Here is a 21,047-nt window from a genome sequence, read left to right as displayed (position 1 = left end):
CAGCCAAATTGGGTTGCCCCTAAGAACGATTAAAATCTGGGTTTATTGACACATTCAAAGTAAAGGCAATATTCGTGAGTCAGCCGATTTCTACCCTTAATGCACTTTCCCCTTTAGATGGTCGCTATGCCGGCAAACTTGATGCCTTAAGGCCTTGGTTGTCTGAGGCCGCATTTATGCGTCAGCGTGTATTTGTGGAGATTCACTGGCTATTGGCTTTGGCCTCCGCAGGTCTACCCGATGTACCAAAAATTAGTGCAGCAGATGAGGCCTTTTTGCTATCTTTGCCTGAAAACTTCTCTGATGCCGATGCTCAGCGCATTAAGGACATTGAGGCAGTGACCAACCATGATGTGAAAGCGGTTGAGTATTTCCTAAAAGAAAAAGTAGCGGGTCGCCCAGATCTATTGAAAGCTAGTGAATTTATTCATTTCGCCTGTACCTCAGAAGACATCAACAATACTTCGCATGGCTTGATGTTACGCGGTGCGCGTGATCAAGTTTTATTACCGCAACTCAGAAAAGTTCATTTTGTATTAACGGATTTAGCAATTGAGAACGCCAAAGTGCCCTTGTTGTCCCGCACGCATGGCCAGCCAGCTTCCCCAAGTACCTTGGGTAAAGAGTTGGCTAATATTGCCAAACGTTTAGAGCGTGCGATTGCAACGATTGCCGCAGTTCCACTTTTAGGAAAGATGAATGGCGCAGTTGGTAATTACAACGCCCACTTATCGGCTTACCCGAATTTTGACTGGGAAAATTTTTCCAAGAATGTAGTCGAAAAGCGTTTGGGCCTCACATTCAATCCCTACACCATCCAGATTGAGCCGCACGACGGTATGGCTGAGCTGTTTGATGCGATTGCTCGCGCCAACACAATCTTGTTAGATATGGACCGTGATTTCTGGGCTTATATTTCGATCGGTTACTTTAAACAACGCACTAAAGCTGGTGAGATTGGTTCATCAACAATGCCGCATAAAGTGAACCCAATTGACTTTGAAAATTCTGAAGGTAACTTGGGTGTAGCCAATGCCTTATTGCGTCACTTGGCAGAGAAGTTGCCAATTTCTCGTTGGCAGCGCGATCTGACTGACTCCACTGTGTTGCGTAACCTTGGCCCAGCATTTGGTCACAGTGTTTTAGCTTATGACAGCGCCTTGCGTGGTTTGGGCAAATTAGAGGTGAACCATGCTGCAATTGCTGCAGACTTAGACGAGTGCTGGGAAGTGTTGGCGGAGCCAGTGCAAACTGTCATGCGTCGTTATGGCATCGAGAATCCCTATGAACAACTCAAGGAACTCACTCGTGGTAAGGGAATTAATCAGGCTGATTTACAAACCTTCATTCGTGGCTTGCAAATTCCAGAAGATGCAAAAGCTTTATTGCTTGAAATGACACCATCTTCTTATTTAGGCAAGGCGGTCGAGTTGACCGAACGTCTGAAAAAGTGAGTCTCACTCCAAGCCTTGGGCAGGCACCGCAGGATTTGCAATACGGTGCCCGCCCCAAGATCTGGTTTGCTGTTTATCAACTGCTTTGGCATCTATTACTGCCCTTAGCATTCCTTCGGCTTGCATGGCGCACGCGTCACTCATCTGATTATTTAAATCACTTCACTGAACGTCTGGGTTTTGCCTATGGCAAAACGATTATTCAGGGATCGGTATGGATTCATGCGGTATCAGTTGGTGAGACTAGGGCTGCCCAACCTTTAGTTGATGCTTATCTAGAGCGCGGTGAAACAGTTCTGCTAACCCATATGACACTCAATGGCCGTCGCACTGGTACTGCTTTATTTGCAAAAGCGATTGCCGCGGGTCAGTTGCGCCAAGTCTATTTGCCTTATGACCTTTGTTGGTCAGTCGCCAATTTCATTCGCGCATTTAAACCGAAGTTCGGGCTGTTTATGGAGACTGAAGCTTGGCCAACTATTGTGTTTTATTGTGCTGAAATTCGCTTGCCATTATTTTTGGTGAACGCACGCTTATCCGAGCGCAGTGCGCGTCGCGTAAACCGATTTGGTAAAGCGGGAAGATCTTTGTTTCAAGCGTTTGCAGGTATTTTGGCCCAAACCCAATTCGATGCCGACCGCTATCGAAGCCTGGGCGTCAAAAAAGTGGAGATTGTTGGTAACCTCAAGTTTGATGTACCACTAGATCCAAGCCTGGTCCAACAAGGCAAATCTTGGAAACAAGAGTTGCATGCAAATCAGCGTCTGATGGTTTGTGCTGCGAGCACTCGTGATGGTGAAGAGGTGATTATTCTGCAAGCGTGGAAAGATTTGCTCCTCAGCAATACTTTTGATGTTGCTCCATTGCTCTGTTTAGTGCCGCGTCATCCTGAAAGATTCTCTGAGGTAGCGGATCAGATTCGGGATGCTGGTTTGAAGTTTCTATGCCGTACGGAATGGATTGAGGCGCCTAAGGGCGATGCTAATGTGGATGTGATTCTCGGCGACTCCATGGGTGAGATGCCGATGTATTACAGTGCCGCTGACTTAGTTCTCATGGGTGGTAGTCTACTTCCCTTTGGTGGACAGAATCTGATTGAGGCTTGTGCTGCTGGTTGTCCAGTGCTGCTTGGTGAGCATACCTATAACTTCCAACAGGCGGCTTTGGATGCTATTGCGATTGGTGCCGCAAAGCGTATCCAGGGCGAACTTATCTTGAGTGAGCCAGTGGCTCTCATAGAGTCTTTAAAAGAATTGCTTTTGAATACTACGGGATTAGAAATGATGTCGAGCGCTGCAAAGGCCTACTCGATTGAGCATCAAGGTGCGACTAAGAAAATATTAGCCGCCCTTGAGCATCAGAATTTCACACTAAATTAACTACGTTTTTAATTGCTTGGTAGCAAACTTAGACCTGAGCCCCGAAGTTAGGATTATCATTGCGAGCAGTATCATCCGGCTTCTTGTCACCCTTCACTAAATCTTCACGAGTAACACCAAGCCACATTGCTAAAGCTGCAGCAACGAATACAGAAGAATAAATACCGAACAAAATACCGATGGTCAGCGCTAAGGCAAAGTAGAAGAGGGTAGGACCACCAAAAATCAACATTGCCAAGACCATCATCTCAGTACTGCCGTGAGTAATCACGGTACGGCTAATGGTGCTGGTTATGGCGTTATCAATAATTTCGCGGGTATTCATTTTGCGGTACTTACGGAAGTTTTCGCGAATACGGTCAAAGATCACCACTGACTCATTGACCGAGTAACCCAGCACGGCGAGTACTGCAGCCAATACGGAGAGTGAGAATTCCCATTGGAAGAAAGCAAAGAAGCCCAAAATAATGACGATGTCATGTAAGTTCGCAATGATGCCGGCAACAGCAAATTTCCACTCGAAGCGGAAGGAAAGGTAAACCACGATGCCAATTACTACAAACAACAAAGCCATTAATCCATCAATCGCGAGTTCACGGCCTACTTGGGGGCCTACGAACTCCACACGCTGTAGCTTCGCTCCAGTAGTTGCTGGCTCCAGCGCTTGCATCACTGCTGCGCTTTGATCTGCAGAGGAAATCATTTTTCCTTCAGCATCTTTTTGGAGTGGTAGGCGAATCATCACATCACGTGAGCTGCCAAAGTTCTGAATCTGAGTATCTGAATAGCCTAACTTTTCCACATTCGATCTAATTGAATCTAAAGGAGCGGTTTGTGGATAAGTAACCTCCATAACCGTACCGCCAGTAAATTCAATTGATAGGTGGAGGCCGTTATGCCAGAGGAAGAAAACGGCGGCTAAGAAGGTGATGAGAGAAACCGCATTGAGCGCCAATGCATGGCGCATGAAGGGAATATCTTTTTTAATCCGGAAAAATTCCATGACTTATTTCTCCTGAGGACGCCAAACTTGGCCGATAGCGAGTTTCTGAACTTTTTTACCTCTGCCGTACCAGAGGTTAACCAGGCCACGTGAGAAAAAGACCGCTGAAAACATGGAAGTCAAAATACCAAGGCAATGCACTACTGCGAAGCCTTTGATTGGGCCAGAGCCAAATGTAAGCAATGCAAGACCGGCAATTAAGGTGGTGATGTTTGAATCCAAGATAGTTGCCCAGGCTTTATCAAAGCCGATAGCAATAGCTGTTTGCGGGGCTGCGCCATTGCGTAGCTCCTCACGAATACGCTCGTTGATTAATACGTTGGAGTCAATCGCCATACCTAGCGCCAATGCCATCGCAGCAATTCCTGGCAAGGTTAAGGTGGCTTGCAACATGGATAAAACGGAGATTAAGAGTAATAAGTTCACTGCTAGTGCCACAACTGAGAAAGTACCAAACAACAGGTAGTAGGCAATCATGAAAATAGCGATTGCTGCAAAACCAATGATGAGAGATTTAAACCCTTTCTCAATATTTTCAGCACCAAGGCTTGGTCCGATTGTGCGCTCTTCAATGATTTCCATTGGGGCTGCTAAGGAGCCCGCGCGCAATAAGAGCGCCAAATCATTCGCACTCTCAGTAGTTGGTTGACCAGTAATCTGAAACTTGGAGCCAAACTCACTTTGAATGGTGGCAATTGTGAGAACCTCACCTTTGCCTTTTTCAAACAAGATCATGCCCATCGGCTTGCCAATGTTTTCACGGGTTACTTCTTGCATTACGCGACCACCAGCCGCATCTAAAGAAATGTTCACTGCAGGGCGTTGGTTTTGATCAAAGCCTGCGCTTGCATCCGTAATGCGATCGCCACTAAAGATCACCGATTTTTTGAATACGCCTTGACGGTTTTCGCCAAAGCGGAAAACATCCATGCCTGGGGGAGGGGTCTCGCCAATCGCAATCGTAGAGACGATGGGATCGGCTAATCTGGACTCCAGTGTTGCTGTGCGACCAATGATGTCTTTGGCACGAGCTGTATCTTGAACGCCTGGTAGCTGAACCACAATACGCTCTGCACCTTGTTGCTGAATGACTGGCTCTTTTACAGCCAATTCATTGACGCGCTTATTGAGCGTCACGATATTCTGTTTTACTGCGCTATCTTGGATTTCTTTTAAGGAGGTTGGCTTAAATTCGCCTACGAGTTTTGGTGATAGCCCTGTAGGCTTAATCTGCCAGGTCAGATCAGGCTGACTAGCCATCAAAACTGAACGTGCTCTTTCAGCATCCTCAGTGCTACCAAAAGTTAAGGTAATACTGTCTTGACCGCGTTCAATCCCTTGTTGACGAATTGATTTGTCACGCAACTGACTACGAATATCAGTGGCTAAAGAAGTTACTTTCTTTTGAACTGCGCCCTTCATATCGACTTGTAGCAAGAAGTAAACGCCACCACGCAAGTCCAGACCTAAAGGCATTGGTAATGCATTAAGTGCATTGAGCCAACTCGGTGTATTGGAGAGTAGGTTTAATGCAACTGTGAAATTGGGATCATTTTGATCAATATTCAATTTCTGTTGCAGCAAGTCACGCGCAAGCAATTGAATATCGGTATTGTTGAAGCGAATTTTGATTGAACCTACATTGCCTGTGGATTCAAAGAAGATGCCGGTATTGCTAATGTTGTCTTCAGTCAGAATCTTTTCGACTCGAGACTGTGTCGCCAAATCAACCTTAGTGGTTGGCTTGGCGGACGAGACTTGAACCGCTGGAGCCTCTCCGTAGAAATTAGGTAATGAATATAGTCCTCCAATTAGCAAAGCAAATAGGATGACTATGTATTTCCAGAGGGGATAGCGATTCATATCGAGATACTTTTAAACAAGCTTATTAAGCAGACTTCATTGAGCCTTTTGGCAATACTGTTGTAATGGCGACTTTTTGCATTTGTACTTCAGTGCCGGCAGAAATTTCAACAGTTACCACTTGATCTTTCAATGCAGTCACTTTTCCCATGATGCCGCCAACAGTCACTACTTCATCGCCAACAGAAAGGGACTCAAGCATTGCTTTAGTTTCTTTTTGACGCTTCATTTGTGGGCGAATCATGATGAAGTACAAAACTACAAACATCAAAATCAGGGGAAGGAAGCTCATTAAGCCACCAGAATCTGCACCCGCGGCTGGAGCCTGGGCAAAAGCGTTACTAATCCACATACAAAACCTCCATTAGTTACCAATTGGAAAATGCTTCAGTTTTAGGCTTTTAAGCAAAGCCGTAAACCCGCAATTCTAAACTGTATGGGGCTTGGAGGGCTGATTTCAGATCAACAGGGGGTGCCCATTGATGCTCTAGGGCTATTAATCCTGTCCAGGCTCTACGCCGCGCTGACGATTCCGATGGAATTCCTCGCGATAGGCGCTAAATCGATCCTTGGCAAGGGAGTCCCTCACTTCTTCCATGAGCTGGAGGTAGTAGGAGAGATTGTGAATCGTATTCAGCTGTGACCCAAGGATTTCATTCGCCTTCTGCAGATGATTTAGGTAGGATCTCGTGAAGTTTTTACAGGTATAACAGGCGCAAGTAGGATCGACGGGGCGATCATCATCCTTGTACCCTGAATTGCGCAGCTTCAGGTCACCAAAGCGGGTAAAAAGCCAGCCATTTCGAGCATTGCGAGTTGGCATCACGCAGTCAAACATGTCGATGCCCAGGCTCACACCTAGCATGAGATCTTCTGGTGTACCAACTCCCATCAAGTAATGAGGCATATGTTCTGGCAACTTAGGAGCTGTGAAATTCAAAATGCGCTCAAACTCGGGCTTGGGTTCTCCAACAGAGAGGCCGCCAATAGCAATACCATCAAAGCCTTGTTGGCTGACGGCATCTAAGGAGAATTCTCGTAAATTCTCGAACATGCCTCCTTGAACAATGCCAAAGAGGCCATTGCCTGTTTCGAGCTCGCGAAAGCGTTTTAAAGAGCGATCACCCCAGCGCAGGGACATTTCAAGTGAGGCGCGTGCAGTTTTTTCTGAGGTCGCATGTCCTTTGACTTCGTAAGGGGTGCACTCATCAAATTGCATGGCAATGTCACTATTGAGTACCGCCTGAATTTCCATCGACACTTCTGGAGACATAAATAACTTATCTCCATTAATAGGGGAGGCAAATGTCACACCTTCTTCAGAAATTTTTCTCAAAGCACCTAAGCTAAAGACCTGAAAGCCGCCTGAGTCAGTGAGGATGGGTTTATCCCAGCCCATGAAGCGGTGTAAGCCACCATGCTTCTGAATCACATCCAAACCAGGTCGCAGCCACAGATGAAAGGTATTACCTAAAATAATTTGCGCTTTGGCTTCATTCAAATCCCGAGGTGTCATGGCCTTCACCGTGCCATAGGTTCCCACTGGCATGAAGATCGGCGTTTGAACGCTGCCATGGGGAAGGTCAAGCTGGCCAAGACGTGCAGGGCTTGCAGAGTCACGCGCCAAGATATTGAAGTGAACAGGTTTAGTCATGAGTTTGTCTAGTTAAGAACATCGCATCGCCGTAGCTAAAAAAGCGATATTCATTTTGAATGGCATGTTGATAGGCATGGCGGATATTGTCTACACCAGCAAAGGCACTTACCAACATGAGTAAGGTCGATTTTGGTAGATGAAAGTTTGTCAGCAAACAATCTACGGCTTTGAAGGTGTAGCCGGGAGTAATAAATAAATTGGTTTCGCCGCTGGCTTGTTGGTTTTGAGCCTGACTCTCTAGGGCCCGTAGACTGGTTGTTCCAACGGCAATGACTCTGCCACCAGCTTGGTGGGTAGACTCTATTGCTGTGATGGTTTCTGCGGGGACTGAGAACCACTCGTAGTGCATTTTGTGTTTGCTAAGGTCTTCTTCGCGAACTGGTGTAAAGGTGCCTGCGCCTACATGTAAGGTGACGGAGGCTTGCTTAACTCCATGCTCATTTAGCTTCTTCAAAATAGCTTCATCAAAGTGTAATCCTGCCGTAGGGGCAGCGACAGCACCAGGGTTTTTGGCAACCACAGTTTGGTAGCGATTGGCATCTTCCTGATTTGGTTGATGCTCTATGTAAGGCGGTAGCGGCAATTCACCGAAACGCTCAAGCAAATCAAACACATTCTCTGGAAAGCGCACTTCATAAAATCTGCCGTCATAGCCAAGCATTTCCACTGGGAATGTTTCGCCTGCTTTGTTGTGGACATGAATAATGCTCCCGGTCTTGGGAACTTTGGAGGCTCTCATTTGTACCCAGGCTTGTTGATCGCCACTAATGCGTTCAATAAGGAGTTCTACATTGCCCCCCGTCTCCTTTTTGCCATGCAGACGCGCCGGGATCACCTTGGTGTCATTAAAGACGAGTAAATCCCCAGGTTTGATAAGGTTAAGAATCTCTGGGAATTTCCGATCGATCAATTGAGCGACATTACCCCCCTCTATATTCAGTTCTAAGAGGCGACTATCCGTTCTATTAGCCAGGGGATGCTGGGCAATTAGTTCGGGCGGGAGGTCGTAATTGAAGTCGGAAAGTTGCATAGCATTACCATCAGGTATTGGATTTTAACGATGACGACTAAGCGACCGCCAACTGCACTCGAAAAGATGGGTTTAAACAGCCCTATGGCACTTGCTTTGCACCTGCCATCCCGTTACGAGGATGAGACTGAGCTTTTCACTATCGAGGAAGCCTTAGCCCTTGGAAGATTTCATTCCATCCAAACCCAGGGTGTTGTCATTCGCAATCAGGTCATGTTCCGCCCTAGAAGGCAGCTCCTGGTCACGATTGAGGATGACACCGCTTCGCTACAGCTCCGTTTCCTCAATTTTTACCCGAGCCAGCAAAAGCAAATGGCAGTCGGTGCCCATGTCCGAGTTCGAGGTGAGGTTCGAGAAGGCTATCAAGGCTCTGAAATGGTTCACCCTATAGTTCGGGCCTTGACTCCAGATGCACCATTGCCAGCAAGTTTGACCCCGGTCTATCCTGCAAGTGCAGGTGTCTCGCAAACAGTTATTCGTAAGGCAGTCTTACAAGCTTTACGTGATTCAAGTTTGAAAGAAAGTTTGGCGGAATTTTTACCCACCAAACTCATGGCAGAAATATTGCCAAGCAATGATTGGCCACCGCTGCAAGATGCGATTACCTATTTACATCAGCCACCCGCAGATGCCAATACTCAATCACTTCTAGATCGGACCCATTCTGCTTGGCGTCGTGTTCAGTTTGAAGAATTGCTCGCGCAGCAGATTTCTTTAAAGCGGGCTCATGCCATTCGTAGAGAAAGACGCGCTCCTAGTTTTGCAAAGGATCAGCCAGCAAGTAAGGTAAGCAAAAAAACTACCAGTATTGAAGATGGCTTGCTGAAAGTTTTACCCTTTAAGTTGACTGGCGCTCAATCCCGAGTCTGGGCCGAGATTGGTGCCGATCTATCCAACACCTTTCCGATGAATCGCCTATTGCAAGGCGATGTGGGTAGTGGAAAAACCGTGATTGCTGCATTAGCTGCTGCACGCGCCATGGATCATGGCTATCAAGCCGCCATCATGGCGCCAACAGAAATTCTGGCGGAGCAACACTATCTCAAAATGCAAGAGTGGTTTGGACCTCTTGGTGTCAAGATTGCTTGGCTCTCAGGCAGCTTGAAGGCTAAAGAGAAAAGACTTGCCCAAGAAATGATTGAGGGTGGTGAGGCTCAGCTGATTATTGGTACGCATGCTCTTATTCAGGATAAGGTGAGCTTTGCTAAGTTAGGTTTAGCGGTGATTGATGAGCAACATCGTTTTGGTGTGAGGCAGCGTCTAGAGATTCAGCAACGCGTTGGCTCGGAACTATTCTATTGTCACCAATTGATGATGTCGGCCACTCCGATTCCACGGACTTTGGCAATGACCTATTACGCTGACTTAGATGTTTCAGTCATTGATGAATTACCTCCTGGTAGAAAACCGATTGCCACCAAAGTAGTCAAGGCGGCGCGAAGAGATGAGGTGATTAGCGGTTTGCATGATTGGCTAGCAAAGGGACTGCAAGCTTATTGGGTATGCCCTTTGATTGAAGAGTCAGAGGTATTGCAATTACAAACTGCAGTTGAAAGTTTTGAGCAGCTCACGCAAGCATTACCAAATTTCAAAGTGGGTTTAGTGCATGGTCGCTTAAAGAGTGAAGAAAAAGCTGCAGTGATGGCAGCCTTCAAAGCCAATGAAATCCAGCTCTTAGTTGCAACTACAGTGATTGAGGTGGGGGTGGATGTTCCCAATGCAGCTCTCATGGTGATCGAGCATGCTGAACGTTTTGGGTATGCGCAAATCCATCAGTTACGTGGGCGTGTAGGGCGCGGTTCGGCAGATTCAGTTTGCATCTTGATGTATGCAGAGCCTCTATCTTTAGCCGCTAAAGAGCGCTTACAAACCTTACGAGAGACTTCGGATGGCTTTGTGATTGCTGAGCGCGATTTATCACTACGCGGTCCTGGCGAGTTATTGGGAGCCAAGCAATCTGGTGATGCTATGTTGCGTTTCGTTGATCTTCAGCGGGACGCCTGGTTGATTGAATTAGCGCAGATGGCTGCTGAGCGTTTGCTGGCCGAGCATGGAGAGTTGGTAGAAAGACATCTTGAGCGTTGGCTTGGATCTCGTACTGAATTTCTAAAAGCTTGATAATGCGATCATGAGCATGATTGTTTAAAAGAAAGATGATTGATTTGATGCGCAATCGCATTGTTGCTTACGCCTACTTAATCCGTCTAGATAAGCCGATCGGCACGCTACTTCTATTGTGGCCAACTTTGTGGGCGCTTTGGTTGGCGAGTGGCGGCCTTCCTGAGTTCCATCTGCTGATTATTTTTGCCTTGGGTACATTTTTAATGCGTAGTGCTGGTTGTGCCATCAATGATTATGCGGATCAAGATTTTGATCGCTATGTTTTGAGGACTAAGGATCGACCGATTACCAGTGGCAAGATTTCTGGAAAAGAGGCTCTGGTTGTAGCGGCCACTTTAGCCTTGATAGCCTACTTACTTATTCAACCCCTCAATGCCCTGACTAAAGAACTCTCTTTCTTTGCCTTGGCAGTTGCGATTCTCTATCCCTTTACGAAGCGTTTCTTTGCGATTCCGCAAGCCGTTCTTGGTATTGCTTTTGGTTTCGGCATTCCGATGGCCTATGCCGCAGTTCTTGGCTTTATTCCTCTTGAGGCTTGGATTTTGTTTGTCGGCAATATTTTCTGGGCCATTGCTTATGACACGGCTTACGCAATGGTTGATCGTGATGATGATTTGCGTTTGGGCTTGCGCACTTCAGCCATTACTTTTGGTCGCTTTGACGTGCTCGCAATTGCACTGAGTTACGGCGTACTATTCCTCAGCCAAGCTTGGGTTGCCCAGTTGGCAAATCTCAATAATTACTTTTGGGTGGGTTGGTGTCTGGCTTTAACTTGCGCCATCTATCATCTGAAACTAGTATCGACCCGCAAGCGTGAGGATTGCTTCAAGGCATTTCGCCACAACAACTGGTTAGGCGGATTCCTTTTTCTTGGAATCCTTTTAGGTCTTGCCTAGTTCATCGCCCATAGCTTTGCCACGTTGACTGGCAGCATCAATTGCTTTTTCAAGTGCACCATGCCAATCAAGTTGCTTGAGTGTATCGAGTGCTGCAGCAGTTGTGCCGCCTTTAGATGTCACTCGTTCACGCAGTACGCCTGCATGCTCATCGGAGTTATGGGCAAGCTGTGTGGCACCTTCTAGGGTGGCGTAAGCTAGTTTGCGAGCAGTGACTGCATCAAGTCCAAGCTTTTCACCGCTGGATTGCATGGCTTCCAAGAAAGCAAAAACATAGGCGGGGCCACTTCCAGAAACCGCAGTAACAGCATCCATGAGTTTTTCTTCATTGACCCATACTGCTTGGCCAACTGCATTGCAAATGGTTTCTGCTAGAGCACGATCAGATGCGCTGACGCCAACATCTGCAAATAGACCTGTAATACCTTTGCCGATGAGGGCGGGAGTATTTGGCATAGCGCGAACACAACGTGCGTGGTCAAGCCAGCGACTCATGTCTTTGAGGCGAATACCAGCCGCAATGCTGAGGATCAACGGACCTGGCGCTGTTGCATGTTTCAGTTTCGCATTTAAAGACTTCGCTACTACATTGAAGTCCTGAGGCTTAATCGCCATAACTACAACATTATTTTTAGAGAAATCAAAAGCAATTTGATCCAAAGCACCAATAATCTGTACGCCAAAATCTTGATGCAATTGCAGGCCCGTGCTCGCATTGGCTTCCACTACAGAAAGTTGTTTGGCTTCAAAACCGTTGGCGAGTAATCCGCTAATTAATGCGCGGCCCATATTGCCACCGCCAATAAAGGTGATGTGGGCATTTTGGTTTGTTTGTTGTGTGCTCATATTTTTATCTTATCGCGCTTCCCAAAAATAGCGCTTCCTATACGTAACATGGTGCTGCCTTCAGCAATTGCTGCCTCCATATCGTCCGACATTCCCATGGAGAGGGTGTCGAAGAAGTCATACCCAAGATCATTACTATGCTTTGCTTTAAGTCCGACAAAACACTCCCTGACAGCAGCAAAGGCTCGGCGCTGTTGGCTTACATCATCGCTGGGCGCGGGGATAGCCATCAGTCCACGAAGTACCAGATTGGGGAGTTTTGCTACGGCATCACAAAGCGTTTCAACTTCCTCAAGCGATATTCCACTTTTAGATTCTTCTTCACTCACATTAATTTGAACGCAGACTTGCAGTTCACCCAAATCAGGAAATTCTCCGCGTTGAGTCGAAAGGCGCTCTGCAATTTTGAGTCGGTCAATACTGTGTACCCAATCAAAATGTTCTGCGACATCTCGCGTTTTATTGCTCTGAAGTGGACCAATGAAATGCCACTCTAGCCAAGGACGCAACTTCGCAAGTTGCTGAATTTTTTCAACACCTTCTTGAACATAGTTCTCACCAAAGGCAGTCTGACCAGCATGCATAGCTTCTTCAACCGCTATTGCTGGAAAAGTTTTACTTACCGCAAGCAGTTGAATGTCTTCTGGCTCACGTTTAGCTGCTAGCGCTGCCAGTTCTAACCTTCGCCTTACCAACATCAGGTTGGTAGTAATTTGACTCATTATTTGGTTTGGCCTTGTTGACTGATAAGTTGATCAACAATCTCGATCCAATGTAGTACTGGGGTGTCATCTTGCTGCAGATGGGTGATGCAACCAATATTTCCAGACACAATGACTTTCGCACCAGACTCTTCGCAAGCGGCATTGAGGTGGGCAAGCTTGTTATGGCGTAACTGCTCTGAGAGCTCTGGCTGGGTTACCGAGTAGGTGCCTGCAGAACCGCAGCAGAGGTGGCTATCAGCGCATAAGCGCACACCAATACCAATACTAGCTAGCAGGCCTTCTACCTTCCCGCGAATTTGTTGACCATGTTGAAGTGTGCAAGGTGGGTGATACACCACGCCAGGCTTGGGATCTGCACCCACCAGAGAAATCAACTCGCCCTCAAGTGACGGCAAGATTTCTGAAATATCTTTCGTGAGATCAGAGATCATCTTTGCTTTACTTGCATATTGCGGATCATTTGCAAATAGATGGCCATAGTCTTTGACCATGACGCCACAACCAGATGCAGTCATGACGATGGCCTCCACACCTTGTTCCACTTGTGGCCACCAGGCATCGATATTTTGTTTGGCGTTATCAAGGCCACCAGCTTGATCGTTAAGGTGGTAACGCAGTGCGCCACAACATGTGGCATTAGACGCGCTAATCAGTTGAATCTTGAGTGCATCTAGAACACGTGCCGTTGCTGAGTTGATATTTGGCAGCATGCCTGGCTGTACGCAACCCTCGAGTAAGAGCATCTTACGAGAGTGACTTGCTTGTGGCCTGGCGTAAGGATCGGTGTGTCTAGCTAATGCTTTATTTTTAGCTTCTGGAATCTTGCGTTGGATGCCAGCCGGCATCAGTGGGCGAACTAAGCGACCAATTGCCATCGCTGAATTAAATAATGTAGGGCTGGTTAAACCTTCTTTTAAAGCCCAGCGGGTGAGGCGCTGGCCAAGAGGGCGCTCAGGAGTGTTTTCTTCTGCCCACTTGCGACCAATATCCACCAAGTTGCCGTATTGCACACCGCTTGGGCAAGTGCTTTCGCAATTGCGGCAAGTTAAGCAGCGATCTAAATGCATGCGTGTTTTTTCAGTCGGCACTTGCCCTTCAGCCATCTGCTTGATGAGGTAGATACGACCACGTGGGCCATCGAGTTCATCACCCAGAATTTGATAGGTGGGGCAAGTAGCAGTGCAGAAGCCACAGTGCACACATTTTCCAAGAATTCTGGCGGCCTCTATTCCTTCAGGAGTATTGGCGAATTGGGGAGCTAATTGAGTTTGCATATAAAGACTTAAGGAAGGCGTGAAGTAGCAAATACGCCTGCTGGATCAAAGGCGGCTCTTAGGCGTGCTTGTACCGCCTCTAAAGCAGTTGAGTGCGCTTGCTCACTCAAAAGGGTAAAGCGTTGCTTACTTGGATCAACACTGCTTCCTTGCTTAAAGCGCGTTGCATGCCCACCATTGGCATTGGCTAATGCTTTGATGGATGCAAAAGTGGCATCATCGCCAGGCGCTTTAACCCAGCGTTGCTGTCCATGCCATTCCAAAGCAATATCGCCAACGGCATTTTTAATTGCAAGTGGACCGCATGCGACTGGAAGAGCTAGGCGATAGAGTGTGTCAGCACTATCTAGGTTTGTAAAAACAGTTAAGTGCTGCTCACGTAGCTCACTCCAAAATATTTGTGCAAGCACTGGGTCCACTTCAACAGCATCGATAGCTGCATTCATTAGCGGAATTGCAGACTTAACAGCAGCAGCAGCACCGGCCAGACGAATGGTAAGTTCACCATCGCCACCTGTTGGGCTTCCAATCCAGCAGCTAGCTGAGAGTGGTAAGGGTTGCCCAGCCCACTCATTTAAGAGGCGCAAGGTTTTTTCTTGGCTGAGCTGACAACGTAAGGTGGCTGTTGCTGCTGGCTTAGGTAGTACTTTTACAGAAGCCTCGAGTAATAGTGAGAGGGTTCCCATAGATCCAGGTATCAAACGTGAAACGTCATATCCCGCCACGTTTTTCATCACCTTGCCGCCAAAAGATAAGTCTTGGCCATTGCCATCCATGATGCGTGCACCAAGAACAAAGTCACGTAAGTTGCCAGCGCTAATGCGGCCAGGTCCTGCTAAGCCTGCAGCTATGGTGCCACCAAAAGTTGCGTTATGACCAAAATGGGGTGGCTCAAAAGCCAGCACTTGGTTTTTCTCGGCTAGAGCTGCTTCAATTTCCTTTAATGGTGTGCCAGCACAAGCCGTAATCACTAATTCTTCAGGCTGGTATTCCAGGATGCCAGAATAAGGGCGGGTGTCTAACTTGGCATAGGAATTGGTATTGCCATACCAAGACTTGGTACCGCCGCCTTCAATTGATAGTGGTGTTTTACTTTTGGCTGCTGCCAGAATTTGTTCGCGAAATAAATCAATAGCCATATTGTTGGATGTGGGCATTAGAAGCGCTCCAACTCAGGATGCGGCAAGTTTCCACCACTAATGCGCATACGACCGTATTCAGCACAACGATTTAATGTGGGGATCGCCTTATCAGGATTTAATAATCGTTCAGGGTCAAATGCTGCCTTAACTCCCCAGAAAGACTCGCGTTCACCTTCACCAAATTGAACGCACATGGAATTAATTTTTTCAATTCCAACGCCATGCTCACCAGTAATCGTGCCATCGAGCTCGACACAGGCTTCTAAAATTTCAGTACCGAATTCTTCAGCTCGATGCCACTCATCTTGATCGGCACCGTTAAATAAAATGAGTGGATGCATATTGCCATCGCCCGCATGAAATACATTCAAGCAAACAAGACCATATTTCTTTTCCATAACCTGAATACGTCTGAGTAGAGTGCCAATATTTCTGCGGGGGATTGTTCCATCCATACAGTAGTAATCAGGCGCTAAGCGTCCTGCTGCGGGGAAGGCATTCTTACGACCACTCCAAAATTTCAAGCGCTCCGATTCATTTTGAGAAATCTGAATACCACTAGCACCTGCTAGTTCGAGCACCTTAGTCATGCGCTCAATTTCTTCTGCAACCTCTTCAGGCGTGCCATCGGACTCACACAGGAGAATGGTCTCAGCTTCAAGGTCATACCCCGCATGAACAAATTCTTCTACTGCACGAGTAGTGGCTTTATCCATCATCTCTAAGCCGGCAGGAATGATGCCAGCAGCGATGATCGCGGCAACTGCATCGGCACCTTTTTCAATATCGTCAAAACTGGCCATGATGACGCGAGCCAATTTTGGCTTAGCAATGAGCTTGACCGTGACTTCAGTCACCACTGCGAGCATGCCTTCGCTACCCATCACAATTGCCAATAAATCGAGTCCTGGAGAGTCCGGCGCAAGGCTGCCAAATTCCACGATTTCACCATTCATCAACACGCCGCGAACTTTGAGGACGTTGTGAAGGGTTAGTCCATATTTGAGGCAGTGGACACCACCAGAGTTTTCATTCACATTGCCGCCAATGGAGCAGGCAATCTGTGAAGAGGGGTCCGGAGCGTAATAAAGCCCCAGATGGGCAACAGCTTCAGAGATGGCTAAATTGCGAACACCGGGTTGTACAACTGCAGTTCTGGTGAAAGGGTCAATGCTGATAATCTTTTTGAGTTTGGCTAGCGAGAGCACTAAACCTTGGGAAATGGGCATGGCGCCACCGGATAGGCCAGTGCCAGATCCGCGTGGAACGATAGGCACCTGCATTTCAAAGCAGGTCTTTAGGATCTGGGCAACCTGCTCCTCAGTCTCCGGTAAGGCTACCGCGAGGGGCATGCGTCGATAGGCCGCTAGACCATCACATTCATAGGGAATCGTGTCCTCAGGCTCCCAAAGCAAAGCGTGCTCCGGGAGTATCGGGCGCAGGGCCGATACCAATTTGGATTGAAGGGCGGTAATGGCCGCGAGCTCGGGGGGTGGGGTCACCATATTCATAAGAATCATTTTAGCCATTTACCTATAATTAGTTCATGGGAAATCGACTTTCAAAAATAGCCACCAGAACTGGTGATGCGGGTATGACCGGGCTTGGCGATGGTAGCCGAGTAGAAAAGGATCATTTGCGCATCTGCGCTATGGGTGATGTAGACGAATTGAACTCCGAAATCGGTGTTTTGATGACTGAATTGATCCCTGAGAGTCTTGTAGAGGAGTTAAGGGTCTTATTTTTGCAAGTGCAGCATGACTTATTTGATTTGGGTGGCGAGCTTTGTATTCCTAATTACACCTTGCTCAAGCCTGAGCATGTAGCCCAGTTAGATGTTTGGTTGGAAAAATACAATACAACTTTGCCCCCTTTAACTGAATTCATTCTCCCGGGCGGTACTCGTGCGGCAGCTCAGGCTCACGTATGTCGAACAGTTTGCAGGCGTGCCGAGCGCTCGATTGTGCGTTTGGGTTGGGAGGAGCCTCTGTACGATGCTCCGCGTCAATACGTCAATCGCTTGTCTGATCTCTTGTTTGTACTGGCGCGTGTACTCAATCGTGCAGCGGGTGGCCAAGACGTTCTTTGGAAGCACGAAAAAAAAGAGACTAAATAAGTTAGTCTCTTTTGACGAAATAAAACGAAGTAGTTTATTTCTTTGCTTTTCTGCGATTTTTCACAGCTAAAGCTAAGCGTTGCAATACATTGACTGAATCTTCCCAGTTAATGCAGGCATCAGTAATACTCTTGCCATATTCCAACTTATTTGGATCATCTTTTCCTGGCGTGAATTTTTGTGCACCATCATTTAGGTGACTTTCAATCATTACGCCGAAAATTTGATTTGAGCCAGATTCAATTTGCTCGGCAATATTTTCTGCCACCACAATTTGACGCTCATGTTTTTTGCTGGAGTTCGCATGCGACAAGTCAACCATTAAACTAGCTGGAAGCTTTGCTGCTGCAAGCTCTGAGCAGGCCGCTTGTACATACTGCGCTTCATAGTTTGGCTCTTTACCACCACGCAAAATAACGTGACAGTCTTTATTGCCTTTAGTCTCCACAATAGAAACCTGACCATTCTTATGCACTGATAAGAAGTGGTGTGGACGGCTAGCCGCTTGAATCGCATCGGTAGCAATCTTAATGTTTCCGTCGGTACCATTCTTGAATCCGATTGGTGCAGAGAGGCCTGAGGCGAGTTCGCGGTGAACTTGACTCTCAGTGGTGCGTGCTCCGATAGCGCCCCAAGAAATCAAGTCAGCAATATATTGCGGAGAAATCACATCCAAGAATTCGCTTCCAGCTGGCATACCAAGACGATTAATTTCCATCAACACTTGGCGGGCAATACGCAAACCTTCTTCAATACGATAGCTCTCATCTAAGTACGGATCATTAATCAAACCTTTCCAACCCACAGTTGTGCGTGGCTTTTCAAAATAGACGCGCATCACAATTTCGAGTTCACCGGCAAAACGATCGCGCTCTGCGAGTAGTCGCTGACAGTACTCAACAGCAGCGCGAGGATCGTGGATTGAGCAAGGTCCGATGATGACGAGTAGGCGATCATCTTTTCCATGAATGATGTCGCGAATCTTTTTACGAGTTTTGCTAATGAGTGCTTCAGTAGGGGTTCCCGAGATCGGGAAGAAGCGAATCAAATGCTCTGGCGGTGGCAGAACAGTAATGTTATGAATGCGTTGATCATCCGTATCTGACGTTTTGTCGACGGCAGCGTACCAGTTTGCGGGATTAGTGTTTTGTTGGCTCATACGGCTATTTTAAGCCGTATTAAGCAGTTCCTCCGACAGTCAGGCTGTCGATACGTAAAGTTGGCTGTCCAACGCCCACGGGGACGCTCTGACCTTCTTTGCCGCAAACCCCGATACCGCCATCTAATTTCAGGTCATTTCCGATCATGGAGACCTGTTTTAGGGACTCTGGACCGCTCCCAATAATGGTTGCACCTTTGACTGGATATTGAATTTTGCCGTTTTCTACCCAATAGGCTTCTGAGGCTGAAAACACGAATTTACCGCTTGTAATGTCGACTTGGCCGCCCCCGAAATTGACCGCGTAAAGACCACGTTTAATACTGGCTACGATTTCTTGGGGATCGTCTTTGCCAGCCATCATGTAGGTATTGGTCATACGAGGCATGGGTAGGGAGGCAAAACTCTCCCGTCGTCCATTTCCGGTGAGAGGCATATTCATGAGTCGGGCATTCAAACTATCCTGAATGTAGCCCTTCAAGATACCGTCTTCAATCAGCGTGGTGCACTGGGTCGGTGTGCCTTCATCATCGATATTGAGTGAGCCACGACGACCAGAAAGTGTCCCATCGTCTACTACAGTGACCCCTTTAGCGGCAACGCGCTGTCCAATGCAGCCAGCAAAAGCAGAAGAGCCTTTTCGATTAAAGTCACCTTCTAGTCCATGACCTACCGCTTCGTGCAATAACACTCCAGGCCATCCTGGCCCCATGACTACTGTCATTGGTCCCGCGGGAGCTGGGCGAGAGTCTAGATTAATCAGGGCGCCATCCACAGCTTCATCAACATATTGATTAATTAACTCTGTATTGAAGTAGTGATAATCATGACGAGCACCGCCACCAGAAGATCCAGATTCGCGACGACCATTTTGTTCGGCAATCACATGTACTGATACCCGTACTAGTGGACGTACGTCAGCAGCTAATAAGCCATCAGCACGAACTACGAGCACCACATCGAACTCACCGGCTAGACTAGCCATGACCTGAATGATGCGTGGGTCTCGCGCTTTTGCACGACGCTCAATGCCTTCAAGTAAAGCAATCTTTTCTTGTGGCGCGAGTGAGTCTAGGGGGTTTAAGTCTGAGTAGAGCTCGTTAGAGACTGGTGTAAATATTTTGCTTGCAACAGCGCGAGTGCCTCCTTGGGGTCCAATCACGCGAGTGGATTTGGCTGCCTTGTTGAGAGCTTCTAGATTTATTTCATCGGAGTAAGCAAAGGCAGTTTTATCTCCGTAAATTGCACGCACTCCCACACCTTGATCAATACTAAAGCTGCCGGATTTCACGATACCTTCTTCAAGACTCCAACTCTCGTTACGAGTGTGCTGGAAGTAAAGGTCAGCATCATCCAGTTGATGTGTAAACATGTCGCCAAAGGTGCGATGTAAATCTTGCTCAGAGAGGCCAGTTGGTTCCAGCAGAATAGACTTCGCTAATTTAAGAAGGTCGGCCTGCTTCTTGGGCTTGGTCCAATCACTTGGAAATAATGCTTCTGGTGCTCTCATCTTGATTTTGTTGAACTTTCTGTATTAAAGCTTGCGGTGTTTTAGTGCCGGTAGCTTAGAGCGTACCTCTTTTAATTTATCTTTGCTGAGTTTGCCCTGAATAAAACCTTCTCCTTCAGGAAGATTGCTCAGAATCTCGCCCCAAGGGTCAATGAGCATGCTCTCACCCCAGGTTCGGCGTTGATTTAGGTGTACACCGCCTTGAGCTGACGATAGTACATAGCACTGGTTTTCAATAGCACGTGCGCGCAAGAGGATCTCCCAATGATCCTTACCAGTTGTGTAGGTAAATGCAGCTGGAATGATGTGACAATCGACTTGTCCGAGGGCGCGGTACAGCTCTGGAAAACGAAGGTCATAACAAATACTTAATCCAAAGTGCCAGTCAACTTCATTGATCCTGATGGCAAATTGACCTGGCTGACTACCTGCTGTAATCGTTTCTGATTCTTCGTAACGCTCTGTTTCGGTTTGAAAACCAAACAAGTGGATTTTGTCGTAGCGAGCGATTTGCTTTCCTGTGGGATCAAATACGAGAGAGGTATTGAGAACTTTGTTGGACTCTTTCGCCTCAAGAGGAATAGTGCCAGCCACGAGATAAATATTATTTTCTTGGGCTATAGTTGCAAGGCGCTCTTGAATTGGACCCGATCCAGCAGCTTCTCGTGCGTTTACCTTATCTGTATCTTTCAAGCCCATTAAGCAAAAATATTCTGGCAGTACGGCAATCTGAGCACCGCAATCTGCGGCAGCTTTAATCAAGCCTTCAGCAACCTCAAGGTTCTCGCTGAGGCTAGGGGTCGATACCATTTGTATCGAAGCCATATTGAGTTCAGAAGCATTTCTTAGCGAGTTCATCTGTTTAGCCTGGC

At 47.3% G+C, this 21,047-nt stretch carries 18 protein-coding genes; 5 read left to right on the top strand and 13 right to left on the bottom strand.

The features are described from left to right. Nucleotides 1-74: 74 nt before the first annotated feature. Entirely contained in the window at nt 75-1,454 is a 1,380-nt protein-coding gene (gene purB / locus FD975_RS08800) for an adenylosuccinate lyase (protein WP_215301972.1), read from the top strand. Then, a complete protein-coding gene (locus tag FD975_RS08795; RefSeq protein WP_251371184.1) occupies nt 1,451-2,833 on the top strand; it encodes a 3-deoxy-D-manno-octulosonic acid transferase in 1,383 nt (460 codons plus the stop codon). The genes purB and FD975_RS08795 overlap by 4 nt, the downstream gene beginning before the upstream one ends. A gap of 28 nt (nt 2,834-2,861) precedes the next feature. On the opposite strand, the gene secF is transcribed toward FD975_RS08795, so the two are convergent. From secF to queA, 5 genes are all read right to left on the bottom strand, one after another. After that, nucleotides 2,862-3,836, bottom strand: a complete 975-nt coding sequence (secF, locus tag FD975_RS08790; RefSeq protein ID WP_215301970.1) for a protein translocase subunit SecF — start codon at nt 3,834-3,836, stop codon at nt 2,862-2,864. Between the two features lie 3 nt (nt 3,837-3,839). Then, nucleotides 3,840-5,699, bottom strand: a complete 1,860-nt coding sequence (gene secD, locus FD975_RS08785; RefSeq protein ID WP_215301968.1) for a protein translocase subunit SecD — start codon at nt 5,697-5,699, stop codon at nt 3,840-3,842. A gap of 25 nt (nt 5,700-5,724) precedes the next feature. Continuing rightward, nucleotides 5,725-6,051: a preprotein translocase subunit YajC gene (gene yajC / locus FD975_RS08780; RefSeq protein ID WP_215301967.1), complete on the bottom strand. Its 327-nt coding sequence runs from the start codon at nt 6,049-6,051 to the stop codon at nt 5,725-5,727. 144 nt (nt 6,052-6,195) lie between these two features. Then, nucleotides 6,196-7,353: a tRNA guanosine(34) transglycosylase Tgt gene (gene tgt, locus FD975_RS08775; protein WP_215301965.1), complete on the bottom strand. Its 1,158-nt coding sequence runs from the start codon at nt 7,351-7,353 to the stop codon at nt 6,196-6,198. Then, nucleotides 7,346-8,386, bottom strand: a complete 1,041-nt coding sequence (queA, locus tag FD975_RS08770) for a tRNA preQ1(34) S-adenosylmethionine ribosyltransferase-isomerase QueA (protein ID WP_215301963.1) — start codon at nt 8,384-8,386, stop codon at nt 7,346-7,348. Before queA ends, tgt begins: the two co-directional genes overlap by 8 nt. A 30-nt stretch (nt 8,387-8,416) precedes the next feature. Here queA and recG point away from each other — a divergent pair, with 30 nt between their 5' ends. Together recG and ubiA are read left to right on the top strand one after the other, a co-directional pair. Continuing rightward, nucleotides 8,417-10,504: an ATP-dependent DNA helicase RecG gene (recG, locus tag FD975_RS08765; protein ID WP_215301961.1), complete on the top strand. Its 2,088-nt coding sequence runs from the start codon at nt 8,417-8,419 to the stop codon at nt 10,502-10,504. 47 nt (nt 10,505-10,551) lie between these two features. Continuing rightward, on the top strand, nt 10,552-11,403 hold the full coding sequence (gene ubiA / locus FD975_RS08760) for a 4-hydroxybenzoate octaprenyltransferase (protein ID WP_371743408.1): 852 nt from the start codon (nt 10,552-10,554) through the stop codon (nt 11,401-11,403). On the opposite strand, the gene proC is transcribed toward ubiA, so the two are convergent. Genes proC through FD975_RS08735 form a run of 5 tightly spaced genes read right to left on the bottom strand, consistent with a single transcriptional unit; the run spans nt 11,389 to nt 16,895 of the window. Then, nucleotides 11,389-12,249: a pyrroline-5-carboxylate reductase gene (gene proC / locus FD975_RS08755; protein WP_215301958.1), complete on the bottom strand. Its 861-nt coding sequence runs from the start codon at nt 12,247-12,249 to the stop codon at nt 11,389-11,391. The genes ubiA and proC overlap by 15 nt on opposite strands. After that, complete coding sequence (locus tag FD975_RS08750) at nt 12,246-12,971, bottom strand: YggS family pyridoxal phosphate-dependent enzyme (RefSeq protein WP_215301956.1); 726 nt, start codon at nt 12,969-12,971, stop codon at nt 12,246-12,248. The genes proC and FD975_RS08750 overlap by 4 nt, the downstream gene beginning before the upstream one ends. Beyond that, a complete protein-coding gene (gene glcF / locus FD975_RS08745; protein ID WP_215301954.1) occupies nt 12,971-14,248 on the bottom strand; it encodes a glycolate oxidase subunit GlcF in 1,278 nt (425 codons plus the stop codon). The genes FD975_RS08750 and glcF overlap by 1 nt, the downstream gene beginning before the upstream one ends. Nucleotides 14,249-14,256: 8 nt before the next feature. Then, entirely contained in the window at nt 14,257-15,405 is a 1,149-nt protein-coding gene (gene glcE / locus FD975_RS08740; RefSeq protein WP_215301952.1) for a glycolate oxidase subunit GlcE, read from the bottom strand. Next, a complete protein-coding gene (locus tag FD975_RS08735) occupies nt 15,405-16,895 on the bottom strand; it encodes an FAD-linked oxidase C-terminal domain-containing protein (RefSeq protein ID WP_215303967.1) in 1,491 nt (496 codons plus the stop codon). The genes glcE and FD975_RS08735 overlap by 1 nt, the downstream gene beginning before the upstream one ends. A gap of 41 nt (nt 16,896-16,936) precedes the next feature. On the opposite strand from FD975_RS08735, the gene FD975_RS08730 reads away from it, so the two are divergent. Then, nucleotides 16,937-17,506 carry a cob(I)yrinic acid a,c-diamide adenosyltransferase gene (locus FD975_RS08730; protein WP_215301950.1) on the top strand — a complete coding sequence of 190 codons (570 nt, stop codon included), beginning with the start codon at nt 16,937-16,939 and terminating at the stop codon, nt 17,504-17,506. Nucleotides 17,507-17,540: 34 nt separating this feature from the next. Here FD975_RS08730 and FD975_RS08725 read toward each other — a convergent pair whose 3' ends face one another. Genes FD975_RS08725 through FD975_RS08715 form a run of 3 tightly spaced genes read right to left on the bottom strand, consistent with a single transcriptional unit; the run spans nt 17,541 to nt 21,033 of the window. Then, on the bottom strand, nt 17,541-18,665 hold the full coding sequence (locus FD975_RS08725) for a 3-deoxy-7-phosphoheptulonate synthase (RefSeq protein ID WP_215301948.1): 1,125 nt from the start codon (nt 18,663-18,665) through the stop codon (nt 17,541-17,543). A 19-nt stretch (nt 18,666-18,684) separates the two neighbouring features. Then, complete coding sequence (tldD, locus tag FD975_RS08720; RefSeq protein ID WP_251371183.1) at nt 18,685-20,175, bottom strand: metalloprotease TldD; 1,491 nt, start codon at nt 20,173-20,175, stop codon at nt 18,685-18,687. Between the two features lie 24 nt (nt 20,176-20,199). Beyond that, the gene (locus tag FD975_RS08715) at nt 20,200-21,033 is read right to left on the bottom strand and encodes a carbon-nitrogen hydrolase family protein (RefSeq protein WP_215301947.1); all 834 of its coding nucleotides are present in this window, start codon (nt 21,031-21,033) and stop codon (nt 20,200-20,202) included. Nucleotides 21,034-21,047: the final 14 nt, after the last annotated feature.

Source organism: Polynucleobacter sp. AP-Jannik-300A-C4 (genome assembly GCF_018688335.1).
GTDB lineage: Bacteria > Pseudomonadota > Gammaproteobacteria > Burkholderiales > Burkholderiaceae > Polynucleobacter.
This window is presented reverse-complemented; position numbering and strand designations above follow the sequence as displayed.